We start from the raw sequence: 18,922 nt of genomic DNA, 5'->3' as shown, positions 1-18,922 counted from the left end.
GCATATGGCGGTCTCTTCGATTAACAACAATAACGGCGGTGCGGGTGGCACCGGCACCGGCAACAGCGCGGCGGATCTGTCAAACCAGTTTATGAACCTGCTGGTGGCGCAGATGAAAAACCAGGATCCCACCAATCCGATGGATAACAACCAGCTCACCTCGCAGCTGGCGCAGTTCAACATGGCGGCGGGCGTCGAGAAGCTCAACAGTTCCGTCGCGGGCGTGCAGGCGATGATGATCCAGCTTGGCAGCATGAGCGCCTCCTCCTGGGTAGGGCGCAGCGTGCTGATTGAAGGCGAGGCGAAGGTCTCCTTTGGCGAGCCGGGGATCGGCATCATGCAGGAAGGCGTGGAACAGCCGGGTAATTCGGACGACTTCCACTTTGTATTAGGAGGCGATGCCGAAACGGTAACCGTCACCCTGCACGACGGTGATAAGGCGTACACCGCAGAGCTGAAGAACGTGAAGCAGGGCATGAATACCTACAACCTCGACGACCTGGAAAACTTCAAGCCGGAGCCGGGGCCGCCGCGCGACAGGGAATACACCCTCTCCTTTGAAGCCAGCAATCCTGAGGGGGAAAACCCGGAAGTGTTTGGTCTGGTTCAGGATCAGGTTCAGGGCGTCACGATGGATCCGAGCGGACCAATTCTGCATCTGCTGAATAACGATCCGATTGGCATGGGCAAAGTTTTTGTCATTCAAAAATAGTCATTACTTTCTGGAAATTAATTATGGGTTTTTCACAAGGTCTTAGCGGCCTGAGTGCCGCAGCAAAAGCGCTGGACGTGGTGGGTAACAACATCGCCAACTCCCAGACGGTCGGGTTTAAAGCAGGATCCGTCTCCTTCGCCGATATTTTTGCCGGTTCGACCGGTATGGGTGTGCAGGTGGCGGGCGTCAACCAGAATATGGGCGACGGCAGCCTAATGAACGGCACCTCCGCGCTGGATATGGGGATTACCGGTCGTGGCTTTTTCCGCATGGTCGACCAGGCGGGCAGCGTGTTCTACGGACGCAACGGCCAGTTTGAGCAGGACCAGAACGGCTTTATCGTCAACAAAACCAACGGGCTGTTTTTAACCGGCTATCAGGCGACGGATGGGGTGATTAACCCGGGCGCGCAGGTCGGACCGATTCGCATTCCGAAGGACGACATGCCTCCGGCGGCGTCAACCAAAGGCGACGTGACCGGCAATCTGAAGTCCGATGATAAAATCATTCCGCCGGCGCCGGGCTTCGATCCTGACAACCCTGATACCTACAACTACGTCAGCGAAGTGACCGCCACCGACAGCCTGGGGAATAAGCACGCTATCAAGGTGTACTACGTGCATACCGCAGAAGGTGAGTGGAAGGTTCATGCCCAGGACTCTACCGCGCCTGGCACGGGTGCGGATGAGTGGAGTGAGCAGACGCTTACGTTTGGGCCTGACGGCAAACTCACCACGCCGAAGACAATAAACATCAAAGGAGAGCCTTACAACGGCTCAGCGGCGCTGGATCTGACACTTGATCTGAATATTACCCAAAACGCCAGCGATACCCAGGTGATGCTCGGCGAGATTGACGGTCAGGCACCGGGTAAATTTAACAGCTATCAGGTCAGCGACACGGGCGAGGTGATTGCCATCTACAGCAACGGCAAACGTCAGACCGTGGCGCAGGTGGTGCTGGCCGATTTCGCCAATGCGGGTGGCCTGGAGCAGCAGGGCAACAACCTGTGGGCGGAAACCGTGCAGTCCGGCCAGCCGTTCCTGGGGACCTCGGGCACCGGCAGTTTCGGGGATATCACCGGCGGCATGCTGGAGTCCTCCAACGTGGAACTGGGCAACGAAATGGTCAACATGATCGTCTACCAGCGTAACTACCAGTCCAACTCGCAAACCATCAAAACCCAGTCTGAAGTCCTGCAGACGCTGGTTAACCTGCGTTAAGGCTGAATGATGGATCGCGCTATCTATACCGCCATGAGTGCCGCTAATGCGGCGCTCAACCGCCAGGCGGTCACCTCTAACAATCTGGCGAACAGCTCCACCGCGGGCTTTCGCGCCCAGCTGGCGGCCTTCCGCGCGGTGCCCATTGAAGGGGAAACCCTGCGCACCCGCGCGCTGGTGGCAGAGTCCACGCCGTTCCACGACACCACCATGGGGCCGATCACCCACACCGGGCGCAGCCTGGACGTGGCCTTGCCACAGGACGGCTGGCTGGCCGTGGCGATGGACGACGGCAGCGAAGGCTATACCCGCAACGGCGCCATCGAGGTGGATCAGGACGGGGCGCTGAGCGTCAACGGCCGTCCGCTGATGGGCGACGGCGGGCCGCTGGAAGTGCCGCCGCAGTCTCACGTCACCATCGGCAGCGACGGCACCGTGTCGGCGCTTGGCATGGGCGATGACCCGACGGCGCTGGTGCCCGTTGGCCGCCTGAAGCTGGTCAACGCTGAGATGAACAGCATGGTTCACGGCGATGACGGTCTGTTCCGCCCGGCGAGCGGCGTAATGTTGGCTCAGGATGAAACCCTGCGCCTGACGCCGGAGGCCATCGAGGGCAGCAACGTCAGCCCGGTGCAGGCCATGACGGCGATGATCGCTAACTCCCGCGGCTTTGACATGAACATGAAGGTGATTCGCACCGCCGACGAGAACGCCCAGAAGGCCAATCAGCTATTAAGCGTGAGCTAAATTCGCGCAAGGAGCCACAACATGATTCGTTCTTTATGGATCGCAAAAACCGGGCTGGAAGCACAGCAGCTCAATATGGACGTCATCTCCAACAACCTGGCGAACGTCAACACCAACGGCTTTAAGCGTCAGCGCGCCGTGTTTCAGGATCTGCTCTATCAGAACATGCGCCAGCCAGGCGCCCAGTCGAGCGAGCAGAACACCCTGCCGAGCGGTCTGCAGTTGGGTACCGGCGTGCGTCCGGTCTCCACCCAGCGGGTACACACGCAGGGCGGTATGAACCCGACCGGCGACGAGTACGACGTGGCTATCGAAGGTGAAGGTTTCTTCCAGGTGCAGATGCCGGACGGCAGCACCGCCTACACCCGCGACGGCCACTTTGCCAAAAGCCCGGACGGCCAGCTGGTGAATGCCGAAGGCTATCCGATTCAGCCGGGCATCGTGATACCGCAGGATGCCACCAAACTGAACATCGGCAGCGACGGTATCGTCAGCGTGAAGGTGCCCGGTCAGGCGGAAGAGCAGCAGATTGGGCAGCTGACGCTGACCACCTTCGTCAATAACGCGGGGCTCGAAAGCATCGGCGGCAATCTCTACAAAGAGACCCAGTCTTCCGGCGCGCCGAACGAGCTGAACCCCGGCATGGAGAGCGCGGGCACGCTGAAGCAGAGCTACGTGGAGATCTCCAACGTCAACGTAGCGGAAGAGCTGGTGACCATGATTCAGGTGCAGCGCGCCTACGAAATCAACAGCAAAGCGGTCTCGGCATCCGATCAGATGCTGCAGCGCCTTTCCCAGCTGTAATGTCCTCTCTCTGGCCGCTCGCGCGGCCAGACTTTTTATCGACACTGAAATGAAAATATTGTCTATGCACATTCCGGCAGCCGCGCTGCTGGCCAGCACGCTGCTGCTTAGCGGCTGCGCGCACATTATGCAAAAGCCCCTTGTTGAAGGCCCGACAACGGCAACACCATTACCGATGGCACCGGCAGCGACCGGCGGCTCACTGTTTCAGGCAGGGCAGGGAATGAACTACGGCTACCAGCCGATGTTCGAAGACCGCCGACCGCGTAACGTGGGCGATACGCTGACCATCCTGCTGCAGGAGAACGTGAGCGCCAGCAAAAGTTCCTCCGCCAGTGCCAACCGTAATGGATCGGCCGGGATGGAATTGCTTGCCGTGCCGACGGGGGCCGATAGCTGGCTGGGTGACGGGAAGGCGGATTTCAAAGCCCAGGGCACGAATGACTTCGCAGGCAAAGGCGGCGCGGCGGCGCGTAACACCTTTACCGGCACCATCACCGTGACCGTGAAAGAACTGCTGTCTAACGGCAACCTCAGCGTGGTGGGCGAGAAGCAGATCGCCATCAACCAGGGCACCGAATTCATCCGCTTCTCCGGCGTGGTGAACCCGCGCACCATCAGCGGCAGCAATACCGTGCCCTCCACCCAGGTGGCGGATGCGCGCATTGAGTACGTCGGCAACGGCTACATCAACGAAGCGCAGAACATGGGCTGGCTGCAACGCCTGTTCCTCAACCTTTCTCCTTTCTGATATGACCATGAAAAAAGAATCTATCCTGTTTTTTCTCAGCATCCTGCTGTATGGCATGACGCTGGCGGTGCCTAAAGTGGGACACGCGGAACGTATTCGCGACCTGGCGACGGTGCAGGGCGTGCGTTCTAACTCCTTGATGGGCTACGGCCTGATTGTCGGCCTTGACGGTACGGGCGACCAGACCATGCAGGCGCCGTTTACCGGCCAGAGCCTGAATAACATGCTCTCCCAGCTGGGGATCACCGTACCCGCAGGCACCAATATGCAGCTGAAAAACATTGCGGCGGTGATGGTGACCGCCGAGCTGCCTCCCTTTGCGCGTCCCGGCGATAAGCTGGACATTGTGGTCTCCTCGGTCGGTAACGCCAAAAGCCTGCGCGGCGGTACGCTGCTGATGACCCCGCTCAAAGGGGCGGATAACCAGATCTACGCCATCGCCCAGGGCAATATTTTGATCTCCGGCGCAGGCGCGCAGGCGGGCGGCAGCCGCGTGCAGGTGAACCAGCTTAACGGCGGGCGCATCAGCGGTGGGGCAACCGTCGAGCGTGAAGTGCCGAACGATTTCGCGACCCAGAACATCGTGCGTTTGCAGCTGAACGAGACCGATTTCTCGCTGGCGCAGCAGATCAGCGACGCCATCAACCAGCGCTACAGCGGCGGGGCGGCGCTGCCGGAAGATGCCCGCACCGTGCGTCTGTTCGCGCCGCCGGACGGCCCGTCCCGCGTGCGTTTCCTCGCCAACATTCAGGACATCCCCGTGAAGGTGAACGTGCAGGACGCGAAGGTGATTGTGAATTCGCGCACCGGCTCGGTGGTGATGAACCGCCACGTGTCGCTCGATTCCTGCGCGGTGGCGCACGGCTCCCTGACGGTTGAAGTGATGCAGAACAACATCATCAGCCAGCCGGATACGCCGTTTGGCGGCGGGGAGACGGTGGTGGTGCCGCAGACGGATATCTCGGTACGCGACAGCGGCGGCTCGCTGCAGCACGTGCGCAGCAGTACCGATCTGAACGCGGTGATCCGCGCCCTGAACAGCCTGGGCGCGACGCCAAACGAGCTGATGTCGGTTCTGCAGGCGATGAAAAACGCCGGCTGTCTGCGGGCGAAGCTGGAGGTGAACTGATGAACGCTTTCGACAAGTTCGATCAACCCGCCTTTGACGTCCGCTCGCTGGACACGCTGAAACGGGAGGCCGGGCGGCAAACGCCCGGCGCGCTGAAGGCGGCGGCAAAGCAGATGGAGGGTATTTTCGTGCAAATGATGATGAAGAGCATGCGCGATGCCAGCTTCAAGAGCGATCTGCTGAGCAGCCAGTCTTCGGAAATGTACACCGCCATGCACGATCAGCAGATCGCGCAAAACATTGCCGGGAGTGGTCAGCTCGGCTTTGCCGATCTTATCGTTCGCCAGCTGGGGGGCGAAAGCGATGCCCCGGTAATCGCCCCGCCGGGGCGCGATGTTTTACGCCCGGAGCTGTCGTCGGCTCCCGCCACCGGCCCGCTGCGTCTGCCTGCGCCGGTGTCATTTGCCAAACCGGTCGAAGGGGCGCATCCGTTTATATCCCGTCTGCTGCGCCCGGCCCAGGCGGCTGCGCAGCAGAGCGGGTTGCATCCGCATCTGATTCTGGCTCAGGCGGCGCTGGAGTCCGGCTGGGGGAAACGGGAAATCCCCGCCGCTGACGGCAGCCCGAGCCACAACCTGTTCGGCATTAAGGCCACGGGCGACTGGCGCGGCAAAACCACCGAAATCACCACCACTGAATATATCAACGGCGTGAAGCAGAAGGTGAAAGCCGCGTTCCGCGTCTACGACTCCTATGAACATGCGCTCTCGGACTACGCAAAGCTGCTGACAAAAAACCCGCGCTATCGCGGCGTGGTGCAGTCAGATTCAGCAGAGCAGGGGGCGAAAGCGCTGCAGGCGGGCGGCTACGCGACCGATCCGGCCTACGCGAAAAAGCTCATCACCATTATTCAGAAGGTAAAAGGCGATATTCAGCAGGGCGTGAATGCCTATAAAAACGATATCGACACTATTTTCTGACAAAGATGTTTTAGAGAATTTTTGAATCACCGATGAAATAAAAAGAGCCATGAACTTTCTGGCCCGGATGCGAACCCGGGCCCGCAATCAGGGAATATCCAGAACGTATGAATAACCTATTTAATTTAGCCAGAAACGGCATCAGCGTGGCGCAGGCCGCGATCCGGGTGACCGGTGATAACCTGACCAACGGCATGTCCGGCAACTATAGCCGCCGCAGTCTGATTATCGGTGAGCTTGGCGGCATGTCGACCGCGCAGGGATTTTACGGCTATGGCGCCCGCGCCAGCGGCGTAGAGCGTGCCTACGATGCCTTCGCCAACAACCAGCTGCGGGACTCGCTCTCCGGCTACGCCTCTTTCACCGGACGGATGGAACAGCTGGCGGATATCGATAACATGCTGGCGGACGAGGCGGATAACGTCTCCGTTTCGCTGGGCAAGCTGTTTAAGGATATGGCGACGCTGAGCGGCGACCCGGCGGATGGTCCGGCGCGTGCGGCGGTGTTTACTTCCCTTGACGTGCTGGCCAACCGCTATAACGCCAGCGCCAAACGTCTTTCCGGCCTTGAAAAGAGCACCAATACCCAGATTGAGCGCAGCGCCAAGGAGATCAACAGCTATACCGAACAGCTGGCACAGCTGAACACACAGCTGGAGCGTCTGCAAGGGAACGGCGCGCCCCCTGCCGATCTGCTCGACCAGCGCGATGCGCTGCTGGAAGGGCTGAGCGAACAGCTGGGGATCACCGTCACCGAGGATCAGATTTCAGGTCGCGTGAGCGTCACGCTGCCCGATGGGCGTCCGCTGGTTTCTGGCGGCACTGCCTACAAGCTGGAAACCTCTCCGTCGGATGCCGATCCCAACAAGATGATTGTGTCGTACGTGGATGCGAACGGCAAAGCGTCGCCGCTGGATGAAAACGCCATCACCAAAGGGCGTCTGGGCGGGCTGTTTAAATTCCGCAACGAGGATCTCACCGCCGCGCGCCAGGATCTGGATCAGATCGCCTTTATGATGGCGCACCGGATGAACGAGCAGCACGGCGAAGGGCTTACGCCTGAGGGCAATCCTGGCGGCGATCTCTTCTCGTTGCCGGATATCCACGCTATCGCGAACGCCAAAAACAGGGGCGGCGACGCGCTTGATCAGATCGCGGTGACCAATTTCAAAGAGGTGAAGTCGGAGAACTATGACATCAGCTTTGATGGTACAGACTGGGTGGTGAAAGGGGCCGATGGTCGTACCGTACCTCTCGATCCCGCTGCACCAGCAGGAACGTTAAGGTTCGATGGTATCGAAATTACCCTTCCGAACCCTTCCACCGCCGTTGCGGGGGATAAATTCACGCTTAACCCGATGGCGGGCGCAGCCGAAGGCATCAGCCGTAAGATAACCAGTGCGCAGGACTTTGCGGCTGCCGACCTGACGGGCGGAGAGGGGAATAACAATAACCTCGAAAAGATGCTGGAAATCCAGACTGAAAAACTCATTGGTGACGACACGCTGAGCGCGGCCTACGCGAGCCTGGCAGGCAAAATCGGCGAAAGCGCGCGCGAGGTGAAATCCTATGCCACCAGTGCCGAAAGCGATTTACGCACCAAATATGACACCAAACAGGCGCTCTCCGGGGTCAACATGGACGAGGAATATATCAACCTGGACATGTTCCGCCAGTACTACAACGGCAGCGCGCAGCTGCTGAAAACGGCGACCGCCATGTTTGATGCCCTGCTGGCCATCCGATAAGGAAAAGATGATGCGATTAAGTACGCTTTATATGTACAAGCAAAGTTCGGAAGCGATGACAAAACGCATGAGCCAAAGTAATGAGGCTTATCTGCGGATGTCTGCGGGTAAAACGCTGCTCAAAGCCTCGGACGACCCGACTGCCGCGACCGATGCGGTAAAACATCAGGACGCGCTGGCAAAGCTTGAGATGTACAGCAGCGTGCGCTCCCGCGCGCGCGGCGCGCTGGAGTTTCAGGACCATATTCTGAACGGCGTGGGTAATCTAATGACCACCACCCTGAAGGAAAAAATAGTGGCGGCCGGAAATGGTGCTTATTCCGATGAAGCTCTCCAGGCACTGGGCGAAGAGATAAAAGGGGTCCGCGAAAATCTGCTGGATTTAGCAAACAGCCGCGACAGCAGCGGCCGCTATATTTTCTCCGGATTTAACACCGATACGCCCGCTTTTGACGAAGTCGGCAATTATCGCGGAGGTAATGAAGCGCGTAAACAGACCGTTGCCGATGGAACGGAAATGCAAACGGGCCACCTCGGCGATGAAATTTTTGATGATATTTTTATGGTATTGAATGATGCCGTCGCGGCCTTGATGGCGGGATCGGAATCGGCGGGCTTTGACGCTGCCCTCACCGCCGCAAGTCAAAGCATCGACGCGGGTATCGACCGCCTTGGGAAAGCCCAGGCCGAGCTCGGCACCAACATGCAACAGCTTGACGCCCTGGATCTCACCGGCGACGTGCTGATTAACGACACCATTGTCAAAGTGCAGGATGCCATTGGTGCCGACACCAGCATGCTGGTGTCGCTGGTGTCGGAGTCGCAAATGTCCGAGCTGGCGTTTAACGCCTCGATGTACGTCTACAAAAATATGCAGAAGATGAATCTGTTTAATATGTGACGTCCCAACCCGTTTAATTCCCTTTATTCAGGCGTCACCGCGTACGGTTAAGCCGTGCGCGGCGAGTGAGAAACTATGTTAACGAAACTCAAAATTTACAGCGCAATCAGCCTTATTATTGGCCTGTTTGCGGTGATACTGTTCGGCGTAACAGCCTATTCCGTCTATGACGCGGTCTCTAATAACACCAATTTTAAACGTATAGTCGTGGCCTCTGAAAATAACGATCAGATGCGCGATGCGGCCTATAACATCAGCGCGGTGATGGCCAATACCAACGGCCTGATGCTGCAGGCGGCGCTGGGTAATCCGGTCTCTGAGAACGTGGCCAAACACACGCTGAACGTGGTGAAAATTGCGCGCCGTAATATGGATGCCTTTATGGCGTCGCCGTTCAATACCCCGGAAGAGAGCCGTCTGGCCGCCGAGGTGAATACCGCGTTCAACGAGGTATATAAGGTTGCCGAAATTAAGCTGGGCTACCTGCAAAACCCGGCAGGGTATACCGGTTCGCTGGAACATGATATGGAGCTGCGCACCGCGCTGCGTAATAAGGTGGATCAGTACAGCGATGCCAGCGCCCGGTTGAGCCAGAGCTATATTGAAGCTTCCGAGCGCGGCTACCAGATCATGCTGGGCGTTGGGATTGTGGTGATGGTTCTGGCCGTCGGTCTGCTGTTCGCCATTCGTTTCTGGCTGCGCCACACCCTGGTGCGTCGTATGGAGACGACGGTAGAGATGCTGCGCCGCGTGGCGGCGGGCGATCTCAGCCAGGAGATTGAAAGCGGTAGCCAGAATGAAATCGGTAATATGCTGACCGAGCTGGAGAGCATGCGTACTTCCCTGACCAGCACGATCCTCGGGATCCGCGACAGCGTGCAGCGTATCCACACCAACGCCCAGGAAATTGCCCACGGCAATAACGATCTCTCTTCCCGCACCGAAGAGCAGGCGGCGGCGCTGCAGGAGACGGCGGCGAGCATGGAGCAGATCAAGACCACCGTGCGCCAGAATGCCGACAACGCCCACGCGGCCCGCGAGCTGGCGGAAAGCGCCAGCCACAATGCCCATAACGGCGGCGAAGTGATGCAGAGCCTGGAGCAGATCATGGCGCAGATCACCACCAGCTCGCGTCAGATTGCCGACATCAACGGCGTGATTGACAGTATTGCCAACCAGACCAACATCCTGGCCCTGAACGCGGCGGTGGAAGCGGCGCGCGCCGGTGAGCAGGGCCGCGGCTTCGCGGTCGTCGCGGAAGAGGTGCGTAACCTGGCAAAACGCAGCGCCGATGCGGCGAAAGAGATTAACCAGCTGATCAACACCAGCGTGAGCAATATTGATATCGGTTCGCGTCAGGTGGGGCAGGCCAGCACCGTGATGCAGGAGATCGTGACGTCCGTGTCGCAGGTGACGCAGATCATGGGTGAAATCACGTCGGCCTCGGACGAGCAGAGCGCAGGTATAAACCAGATTTCGCAGGCGGTTAACGAAATGGATCTGGTGACCCAGCAGAACGCGGCCATGGTGGAAGAAGCGGCGATGGCGGCGGGCGATCTGGAAGCCCAGTCCGACGCGCTTGAGCGGCTGGTAGCGCAGTTCAGGCTGAACCAGGAGAGCACTATGGTGAACGTGGTTGAAGAGCCTAATAAACCACGGCGTCAAAAAGAGCCTGACCTGGCCCAGTGGGAAACCTTTTAATCTTATTAATTACCATCATTAATAGCGCTGTTTTTTAAAATAGCCCGATAATACAAATGAATTAACAGAATGCGCATTTTTATAAAGGCTTATTGCACTATTTGAATGCGCCATTTCACCGGATAATTCTCACAGAGAATAGCAGGTGGAATGCAATCGTGGATGGTATTTACACGGCCGAAGGGCTGGAAGATAAATCGGTAGTCTGGTCTAAATATCACTATCTGGTGCGGCAGGAAGCGTTGCGGTTACATAAGCGGCTTCCTGCCAGCGTCGAGCTGGATGATTTAATTCAGGCGGGTTCGATCGGTTTTTTAAGCGCAGTCGAAAGTTTTGACCCGAAAAAAGGGGTGACGCTCACGGCGTGGATCACCCAGCGGGTAAAATGGGCATTATTAGATGAGCTGAGGGAAAGCGACTGGGTTCCGCGGCGGGTACGAACCCATACGCGTGAAATCGTCGCCATTATTCAGAGAATAGAGCAGGAAAAAGGCGGGGAGGCGACGGAAGCTGAAATTGCAGAGCGCATGGGCGTGTCGTTGCAGGAATTTCAGCAGATGCTGGCGGATAATAACACCAGCCAGATGTACTCGGTTGACGAATTGCAGGAAAATTATGCTGACAGTTGGGAAACAAGCGGTGACGATCATGAGCAGCTTAATCCGCTCAATGACACCATCAAGGAAAATTTGATGGGGCAGATCGCCGGGCATATTCAGTTCATCCCCGAGAGAGAGCAGCAGTTACTGCAGCTTTATTATCTTCAGGATCTGAATATGAAAGAGATTGGATTGATTTTAGGCATTACGGAAACACGCGTGAGTCAGTTGCACAGTCTGGCGCTAAAAAGGTTGCGCAGTCGAATGGAATCGGCGTACAGATAATTACAAGGCATTAACATTAATCTTGTTAATACTGCTTTTAATGCAGGTTTAATCATTAATATCAAGGTTTAATAAGGTTTAATAATTCTTTATTAATTTTTAAAATCAATGAGTTAATAGTGATTCAGTAATTTGGAGAAATTTCTGTCGCTTGTTCGGAAAATACTTAGTGTTTATGATTTTGCCAGTTTTGTGATGCAGCCTCCTTTGGCATTGACATGATTGTCATTCATTTACTGAGGAAGATTGACTTACCTGAGTGAATATCAATGCCAAAAGACTCTCTGCATCAGTTCGAAAACGTTATCTGACTAAACTGACATGCCAGTTGATGGCTATATAACATTGGGAGTTTTCGCCTGTGTCTAATTTCGACGAGTACCTGCAAAATATTCATGATATTAACCTGTCCTATCTTCTGCTGGCCCAGCAGCTGATCCGCCAGGATAAATTTGCGGCGGGTTTTCGCCTTGGATTATCTGAAGGGACAATTGATAACCTGAAAGAACTGTCGTTACCGCAGTTAATGAAGCTGGCGGCCACCAATCAGCTTATTTGTCGATTGCGCGTTGATGATGAAGTGGTGATTGAAAATCTGACCAAAGATTCACGTATTGAAGCACTGCAGCAAATTCATACCGGCATTATTTTGTCGACCAACCTTCTTAACGCCTTAAGCGAAGAAGAAGCCATTGCCGCTGAGGGGGCATAATTATGTGTGGTGAAAAAAGTCTGCTGCAGGAAATTGATGAGGTCAATATTGCCATGGGCTTAATTTCCCTTGGCGCAAGAATGCAGGTACTGGAGTCGGAAACGTCGCTGAGCCGTCGTCGCCTGCTTCGTTTATACAAAGAATTACGCGGCTGCCCACCGCCGAAAGGCATGCTGCCATTTTCCGAAGACTGGTTTATGTCGTGGGAACAGAATATTCATTCTTCTATGTTCTACAACATTTACCTGTATTTAAAAAAGACCGAGCAGGGGCGCTCGATTGAAATGTTGATGAAGACCTATCGTCTTTATCTTGAGCAGTGCAGTACCTGTGCTGATGAGAAGCCGGTACTGGGGCTGACGCGTGCCTGGACATTATTACGTTTCATCGACTGCGGCATTATTTCGCGTAAAGCCTGCAGCGTGTGTGGTGGAGGTTTTGTCGTCACCACTGAGTTTATTAAAAACCCATTTACCTGCAGCTTGTGCAGCCCGCCGTCGCGTGCGCTGAAGAAATCCCAGGTGAATAACACCGGATTATTAAGGAACGCGATCTCGCCAGAAATCATGACGGCGTAATCCCTGACGGACAGCTGTGCGCAAGATGGCGTTTACCTGATGCCGGGACAACTGGCATCGGTCAAAAAAGTAAAAGGAGAGAGTGTGTTAGTTATTGTTGGCTATCTTGTTGTCATACTCACCGTTTTTGGCGGCTTTATTCTGTCCGGCGGTAATCTGATGGCGCTGTTTCAGCCGCTGGAGCTGCTGATTATCGGCGGTGCTGGCGTCGGGGCGTTCATTGTCGGTAACAACGTGAAATCCCTGAAGGCCACCGGAAAAGCGCTGGTGAAAGTCTTCGTGGGCAAGCGCTATAACAAAGCGGTCTATATGGACCTGATGGCGCTGATGTTCCTGCTGCTGTCGCAAAGCCGTGTTCACGGGCTGATGTCGCTGGAAAAGGATATTGAAGATCCGCAGAACAGCGATATTTTTAGCGCCTATCCCCGCCTGATGAGCGACCCGATGCTCGCCAACTTTATCCTCGACTACTTCCGCCTGATGATTGGCGGCAGCATGAATTCTCATGAAATCGAAGCCCTGATGGATGAAGAGATTGAAACCTGCGAAGAAGAGCTGGAAGTGCCGGCCCACAGCCTGAATACCGTGGGCGATGCGTTTCCGGCCTTCGGTATTGTGGCGGCGGTGATGGGGGTGGTAAATGCGCTGGGCTCTGCTGACCGCCCGGCGGCGGAGCTGGGCATGCTGATTGGCCACGCGCTGGTGGGCACCTTCCTCGGTATTCTTATTGCCTATGGTTTTGTTTTGCCGCTGGCGACGCTGCTACGTCAGAAAAGCTCCGATCAGGTCAAAATTCTTCAGTGTATCAAAGTCACGCTGCTCTCCAGCCTGAACGGCTATGCCCCGCAGATTGCGGTGGAGTTTGGTCGTAAAACTATCTTTACCAGCGAACGTCCGTCGTTTGAAGAGCTGGAAGAGCACGTGCGCGAGGTCAAATCTAACGCCACGCTGAAAACCAAAGCCTCGGACAGCGCCGCATGAAGAACGTCACGCCTGTCATCATTTCACGTAAGCGTAAAAAGAAGAAACATGCCCATCACGGCGGGACGTGGAAGATTGCCTATGCCGATTTTATGACCGCGATGATGGCCTTCTTTCTGGTCATGTGGCTGCTTTCCCAGTCCACGGACATGGAAAGAGAGCTGATTGCGGATTACTTCCGCATGCCGCTTAAGCCGTCGATGGCAAACGGTGATAAAACCAGCCTCAGCGACAGCGTCATACCCGGCGGTGGGGATGACATTCTCAAGCGGCAGGGCGAGGTGTTCAAAGGGCAAATCAACGCGATTGACAAGCACAAGCGCTTTGAAAGCCTGAAGCAGGCGAAAGAGAAGCTGCAGAAGATGATCGAAACCGATCCCCGGCTGAACAACTTTAAATCCAACATTCTGCTGAACCTCACCAACGACGGCCTGCTGATCCAGATCACCGACTCGCAGGACCGCCCGATGTTCCGCGTCGGTAGCGAACTGCCGGAGTCCTATATGAACGGCATTCTGCAGGCCCTGGTGCCGCTGCTACAGGAGTTGCCCAACGCGCTGAGCCTGACGGGGCATACCGACTCGCTGCCGTATGCCGGGGGCGACGGCGGCTACAGCAACTGGGAGCTTTCCGCCGGGCGCGCCAACGCCGCCCGCCGGGTACTGGTCCGCGGCGGGCTAAGCGATGAGCGCTTTTTACGCGTGATCGGCACCGCCAGCCGGATGCCGCTGGACAACTCGTCGCCTGATAGCGCCGTCAACCGCCGCATCAGCATTCTGGTCCTCAGTCGCGCGAAAGAGCAGGAGATCCGCCTGGAGGATACCCAGGCCCAGCGCGCAGACAGCGTGCTGAACGATATCAATCTGCAAAACGTGCAGGGTTATACCGATGGACATGAATGATTTTTCGCAGATCTTTTTTACCGAGGCGGAAGAGTTGCTGGCCGAAATGGAACAGCTGCTGCTGCAGCTTGACGTCGCGGCGCCGGACCTGGAGCAGCTGAACGCCATCTTTCGCGCGGCGCACTCGCTGAAAGGGGGGGCGGCCACCTTTGGCTTCAGTGCATTACAGGAGACAACCCACCTGCTGGAAAACCTCCTCGATCAGGCGCGGGCAGGGGAGAGGGCGCTCAGTCGGTCAATCATTAACCTTTTTCTGGAATGTAAGGACATTATGCAAGCGCAGCTGGAAGCCTATCAGTCTTCGCAGGAGCCTGATGAAGCCCGTTATCGCTATATCTGTGAAGCCCTGAGGGAGATTGCCCTTGAGGGCCAACAGCCCGCGCCGCCAGCGGCAACCCCTGAACCCGCAGCAGCGCAGCCCGTCAGCGCGGCGCAGGAGACGGAAACTTCGCTGGTGGTGACCCTGCATAACGTCGGGGAGCGCGAGCAGACGATGCTGCGCGACGAGCTGACCAATATGGGCGAGATTACGCACATCGAGACGACGCCGGACAGCATGACGGTCACGCTGCTGACCACCGCCTCGGGGGACGATATCACCGCCGTACTCTGCTTTGTAGTGGACAGTAAGCAAATTGCGGTGAACCCCGCAGAGCCCGTGACCGCACCTGCGCCAGAGCCGGAGCAAAAACCGGCTGTCGCGCCAGAGACCGTCGCCAAAAAAGTGTCGCCAGCCTCGCGGGCGGCGAATCAGGAGTCGGGCAGCATTCGCGTAGCGGTGAGCAAAGTTGATCAGATCATCAACCAGGTCGGCGAGCTGATCATCACTCAGGCGATGCTCTCCCAGCTGTCGAGAACCCTCGATCCGGCCAGCTACGATCTGCTGTCCGGCTGCGTGGCGCAGATGGAGCGAAACACTCGCGAGTTGCAGGAGTCGGTGATGTCCATTCGTATGATGCCGATGGATTACGTCTTTAGCCGCTTCCCGCGGCTGGTGCACGACCTGGGCTCCCGTCTCAATAAAGAGGTCGAACTGACGCTCAAAGGCGGGTCCGCCGAGCTGGATAAGAGCCTGATCGAGCGCATTATCGACCCGCTTACCCACCTGGTGCGTAACAGCCTCGACCACGGTATTGAAGAGAAAGAGGCGCGCGTCGCCAAAGGGAAACCGGTGACCGGAAACCTGACGCTCTCCGCTGAACACCACGGCGGCAATATTGTGATTGAAGTCAGCGACGATGGGGCTGGCCTTAACCGGGAAAAAATCCTCGCCAAAGCCCGTTCGCAGGGGATGGCGATCAGCGACACCATGAGCGATGACGATGTGTGGATGCTGATCTTCGCCGCCGGTTTTTCCACCGCCGAGAGCGTGACGGACGTATCCGGGCGCGGCGTGGGGATGGACGTGGTCCGACGCAATATTCTGGCGATGGGCGGCCACGTGGACGTGCTATCGACGCCCGGTGCCGGAACAACTATCCGCATTATCCTGCCGCTGACGCTGGCGATCCTCGACGGCATGCTGGTGAAGGTGGGGGACGAGATTTACGTTCTGCCGCTGGGCGCGGTGATGGAATCGCTGCGCCCAACCGACGAGATGCTGTGCCGCTTTGTGGGGGAAGAGCGGCTGCTGCAGGTGCGCGGGGAATATCTGCCGCTGGTGCTGCTGCGCCAGCGCCTCTCGGTAGCGGGCGAAGCGCCTGCCGACGACGGCATTGTGGTTATCGTGCAAAGCGCGGGCTGCCGCTATGCGCTGTGGGTCGATCAGCTTATCGGCCAGCAGCAGGTGGTGGTTAAGAATCTAGAACATAACTACCGCAAAGTGCCTGGCGTCTCCGCAGCGACCATCCTCGGAGATGGCAGCGTGGCGCTGATCCTTGATGTGGTTGAGCTGTCGACGCTCAACGTTCCACAACCCCAGAGGGAGGGGGTAATAGCATGACTGTAGCAACCGCCAGTAAACCCACCGCCGCTGACGCTACCGCGCAGGAGTACCTGGTATTCCGCCTGGGCGACGAAGAGTACGGCATTGATATTCTCAAAGTGCAGGAGATCCGCGGCTGCGACCGCCTGACGCGCATTCCGAATGCGCCGAACTTTATTACCGGCGTCACTAACCTGCGCGGCGTGATAGTGCCGATTGTGGATCTGCGCGTGCGCTTTGAACTGCCTGACCCGTCGCAGGACGACAAAACGGTGGTCATTGTGCTTAATCTGAATGACCGCGTGGTGGGCATTGTGGTTGACGGCGTGGCGGACGTGCTGTCGATTGACGTGGATAACATCAAGCCGACCCCGGATGTGGCCTCGGTACTCTCCGGCCGTTACCTGCTTGGGCTGGGGGTGCTCGACAGCCGAATGATCATCCTGGTGAATATTGAGAAGCTGCTGAGCCGCGAGGAGATGGCGCTGGTAGAGTCGGCGGCCGAGTCATACATTGACGAACACTGTTGCGCATAGCACTTTCCGGGCGCATATCAGCGGCGAAGGTTGCCGCTGATTCATAACTCGCTATTATGAATGTTCGAGTTTCCAGAAGCGCTAAGGATTGCCAGAAAGTATGCCCGTCAATTTCGACCTCAACGATCTTTACGCCTTCAGAGCCCTGGTGGAATACGGTAATTTCCGTATTGCGGCAGAATCTATCTGCATTTCTCAGTCTGCCTTAAGCCGCCGCATCGAAAAGCTGGAGGCGGCAGTGGGGGCCAAACTGTTCGACAGAACCACCCGACGCGTGACGCTGACGCTCTTCGGGCAAACCTTTGCCGAGCGCTGTGGGGTGCTTCTGGAAAACGTGGAGTCGATGCTGGCCGATATCGACAAGGTGAGCGAGGAGCGCACCGGGCTGATCACCGTCGCCACTGTGCCTTCGGCTGCCTGTCATTTTATGCCCGAGGTCATCCGCCAGTTCCACAGCCGCTTTCCGCGCGTGCGCATTAAGCTTATCGACAGCAGCGCGGGGAATGTCATAGAGGCAGTGGCCAGCGGTCAGGCGGATTTTGGGATCTGTTTTGCGAGAAGCCTGCAGCCGGATATCACGTTTATTCCGCTGGTGGAGGATGTGTACGTTGCCGCATGCCGTCGCGATCATCCATTGGCGGGGCGTAAGAATCTGACCTGGCAGGCGTTTTATCAGCAGGATTACATCAGCCTGGATATCACCTCCGGAAACCGCAACCTGCTCGACCAGATGCTCGGCCACATTAAGCCCGAGCGTCCGGGGATCTGTGAAACGCGCCACGTGACCACGATGCTGGGGATGGTGGAAGCGGGGATTGGCATTGCGGCCGTCCCCGCGATGTCAATGCCGCACGCTGAACATTCGATTCTGACGCAGATCCCGCTGACCGAACCCGAAGTCAAACGCACCGTCGGGCTGATTCGGCGCAGCGGGCGTATTCAGTCATGGATTGCCGCCGAGCTGGAAACGCTGATTACCGCGCGCTATCGTGCGGCGTAGCGACGGGGATCATCCCGGTAGCGGTAATGGTCTCTCGCGAGCTGGCTGACGCGAGGTAATCCAGCAGCGCTTGCGCCTCTGAGGGATGATCCGCGTGGGCCGTCACTGCACCGGCAAAACGAGTAATGTATTGCAGATTATTCGGGAGCTTGCCGACAAAGGTTACCCCCGGAACAGGCAGCAGTTCGCTCACCTGCTGGAGCCCGATGCTGTACTTCCCTTTTGCCACTTCAGACGCGACCGGGATCCGCTCAACCTTGTGCGCTTTTCCCGCAACCTGCTCTTCAATTCCCAGTTTTTTAAACAGCTGAGTTTGCACATACCGCCCGCTGGCGCTGTCGGAGTAGGCGATAGCGTTCGCCTTCAGCAGGGTCTGGCGCAGGGTAGCCTCCGTAGCGATATCCGGCACCGGCGAGCCTGCTTTGACCACCACGCCGACGGGCGAATCCGCCAGCTCAACGCGCGAGCCGTCTTTGACCATTCTGTCCTTCGCCAGATGCGCCAGCGCATCCCCGACCATAATCACCACGTCCGCTTTTTCACCGCGCGACAGGCGGTTGGGGATGGCCTGGGGCGTTTGTCCCATGGACGGTCCCGGGATCAGCACAATGCGGTCACCGCTTTTGGCTTCATACTCTGGCGCGAGCTTTTCCAGGGCGGCTTTAAAACCGCCCGAGATCATAACGGTCACCTCCTGGGCCAGCGCCGCTGCGCTGGTTGCCAGCAATACCAGCCCGGTCAGTCCTGAACGTATAAATGTGTGCAT

At 57.2% G+C, this 18,922-nt stretch carries 19 protein-coding genes; 18 read left to right on the top strand and 1 reads right to left on the bottom strand.

Annotated elements, in window-relative coordinates:
- Positions 1-4 precede the first annotated feature (4 nt).
- The 18 genes from AC2FAJ_RS06100 (at position 5) to psrA (ending at position 18,156) form a co-directional block, all read left to right on the top strand.
- Positions 5-712: a flagellar hook assembly protein FlgD gene (locus AC2FAJ_RS06100; RefSeq protein ID WP_041909293.1), complete on the top strand. Its 708-nt coding sequence runs from the start codon at positions 5-7 to the stop codon at positions 710-712.
- A gap of 23 nt (positions 713-735) precedes the next feature.
- Entirely contained in the window at positions 736-1,938 is a 1,203-nt protein-coding gene (flgE, locus tag AC2FAJ_RS06095; RefSeq protein ID WP_041909296.1) for a flagellar hook protein FlgE, read from the top strand.
- A 9-nt stretch (positions 1,939-1,947) separates the two neighbouring features.
- Positions 1,948-2,685, top strand: coding sequence for a flagellar basal body rod protein FlgF (locus tag AC2FAJ_RS06090; RefSeq protein WP_485453991.1), 738 nt, complete (start codon positions 1,948-1,950; stop codon positions 2,683-2,685).
- 21 nt (positions 2,686-2,706) lie between these two features.
- A complete protein-coding gene (flgG, locus tag AC2FAJ_RS06085) occupies positions 2,707-3,489 on the top strand; it encodes a flagellar basal-body rod protein FlgG (protein WP_044856822.1) in 783 nt (260 codons plus the stop codon).
- Positions 3,490-3,553: 64 nt separating this feature from the next.
- A complete protein-coding gene (locus AC2FAJ_RS06080) occupies positions 3,554-4,240 on the top strand; it encodes a flagellar basal body L-ring protein FlgH (protein ID WP_041909302.1) in 687 nt (228 codons plus the stop codon).
- 1 nt (position 4,241) lies between these two features.
- The gene (locus tag AC2FAJ_RS06075) at positions 4,242-5,369 is read left to right on the top strand and encodes a flagellar basal body P-ring protein FlgI (protein ID WP_041909304.1); all 1,128 of its coding nucleotides are present in this window, start codon (positions 4,242-4,244) and stop codon (positions 5,367-5,369) included.
- Positions 5,369-6,289, top strand: a complete 921-nt coding sequence (gene flgJ, locus AC2FAJ_RS06070) for a flagellar assembly peptidoglycan hydrolase FlgJ (protein WP_047362926.1) — start codon at positions 5,369-5,371, stop codon at positions 6,287-6,289. Before AC2FAJ_RS06075 ends, flgJ begins: the two co-directional genes overlap by 1 nt.
- Positions 6,290-6,396: 107 nt before the next feature.
- A complete protein-coding gene (gene flgK, locus AC2FAJ_RS06065; RefSeq protein WP_041909307.1) occupies positions 6,397-8,037 on the top strand; it encodes a flagellar hook-associated protein FlgK in 1,641 nt (546 codons plus the stop codon).
- 10 nt (positions 8,038-8,047) lie between these two features.
- Positions 8,048-8,938 (top strand): flagellar hook-associated protein FlgL, encoded by an 891-nt coding sequence (flgL, locus tag AC2FAJ_RS06060; protein ID WP_041909309.1) that lies wholly within the window; start codon positions 8,048-8,050, stop codon positions 8,936-8,938.
- A 75-nt stretch (positions 8,939-9,013) separates the two neighbouring features.
- Positions 9,014-10,639: a methyl-accepting chemotaxis protein gene (locus tag AC2FAJ_RS06055; protein ID WP_041909311.1), complete on the top strand. Its 1,626-nt coding sequence runs from the start codon at positions 9,014-9,016 to the stop codon at positions 10,637-10,639.
- A 158-nt stretch (positions 10,640-10,797) separates the two neighbouring features.
- Positions 10,798-11,523, top strand: a complete 726-nt coding sequence (fliA, locus tag AC2FAJ_RS06050) for an RNA polymerase sigma factor FliA (protein ID WP_041909313.1) — start codon at positions 10,798-10,800, stop codon at positions 11,521-11,523.
- Positions 11,524-11,884: 361 nt separating this feature from the next.
- Positions 11,885-12,235 (top strand): flagellar transcriptional regulator FlhD, encoded by a 351-nt coding sequence (gene flhD, locus AC2FAJ_RS06045; protein WP_188245997.1) that lies wholly within the window; start codon positions 11,885-11,887, stop codon positions 12,233-12,235.
- 2 nt (positions 12,236-12,237) lie between these two features.
- Positions 12,238-12,813: a flagellar transcriptional regulator FlhC gene (gene flhC / locus AC2FAJ_RS06040; RefSeq protein ID WP_041909315.1), complete on the top strand. Its 576-nt coding sequence runs from the start codon at positions 12,238-12,240 to the stop codon at positions 12,811-12,813.
- Positions 12,814-12,897: 84 nt separating this feature from the next.
- The gene (motA, locus tag AC2FAJ_RS06035) at positions 12,898-13,794 is read left to right on the top strand and encodes a flagellar motor stator protein MotA (protein ID WP_041909317.1); all 897 of its coding nucleotides are present in this window, start codon (positions 12,898-12,900) and stop codon (positions 13,792-13,794) included.
- Positions 13,791-14,696: a flagellar motor protein MotB gene (motB, locus tag AC2FAJ_RS06030; RefSeq protein ID WP_041909319.1), complete on the top strand. Its 906-nt coding sequence runs from the start codon at positions 13,791-13,793 to the stop codon at positions 14,694-14,696. Before motA ends, motB begins: the two co-directional genes overlap by 4 nt.
- Complete coding sequence (gene cheA / locus AC2FAJ_RS06025; protein ID WP_041909321.1) at positions 14,683-16,638, top strand: chemotaxis protein CheA; 1,956 nt, start codon at positions 14,683-14,685, stop codon at positions 16,636-16,638. The genes motB and cheA overlap by 14 nt, the downstream gene beginning before the upstream one ends.
- Positions 16,635-17,156: a chemotaxis protein CheW gene (locus tag AC2FAJ_RS06020; protein ID WP_041909323.1), complete on the top strand. Its 522-nt coding sequence runs from the start codon at positions 16,635-16,637 to the stop codon at positions 17,154-17,156. The genes cheA and AC2FAJ_RS06020 overlap by 4 nt, the downstream gene beginning before the upstream one ends.
- A 100-nt stretch (positions 17,157-17,256) precedes the next feature.
- Complete coding sequence (gene psrA, locus AC2FAJ_RS06015; protein WP_041909325.1) at positions 17,257-18,156, top strand: L-proline-binding transcription factor PsrA; 900 nt, start codon at positions 17,257-17,259, stop codon at positions 18,154-18,156.
- Here the strand turns inward: psrA and AC2FAJ_RS06010 are convergent.
- Positions 18,131-18,922, bottom strand: coding sequence for a substrate-binding domain-containing protein (locus AC2FAJ_RS06010; RefSeq protein WP_163332553.1), 792 nt, complete (start codon positions 18,920-18,922; stop codon positions 18,131-18,133). The genes psrA and AC2FAJ_RS06010 overlap by 26 nt on opposite strands.

It is taken from the genome of Enterobacter cloacae complex sp. 385G4 (assembly GCF_057320665.1).
Note: the sequence above shows the minus strand (reverse complement) of the source record. Positions and strands in the feature narration are given on the sequence as shown.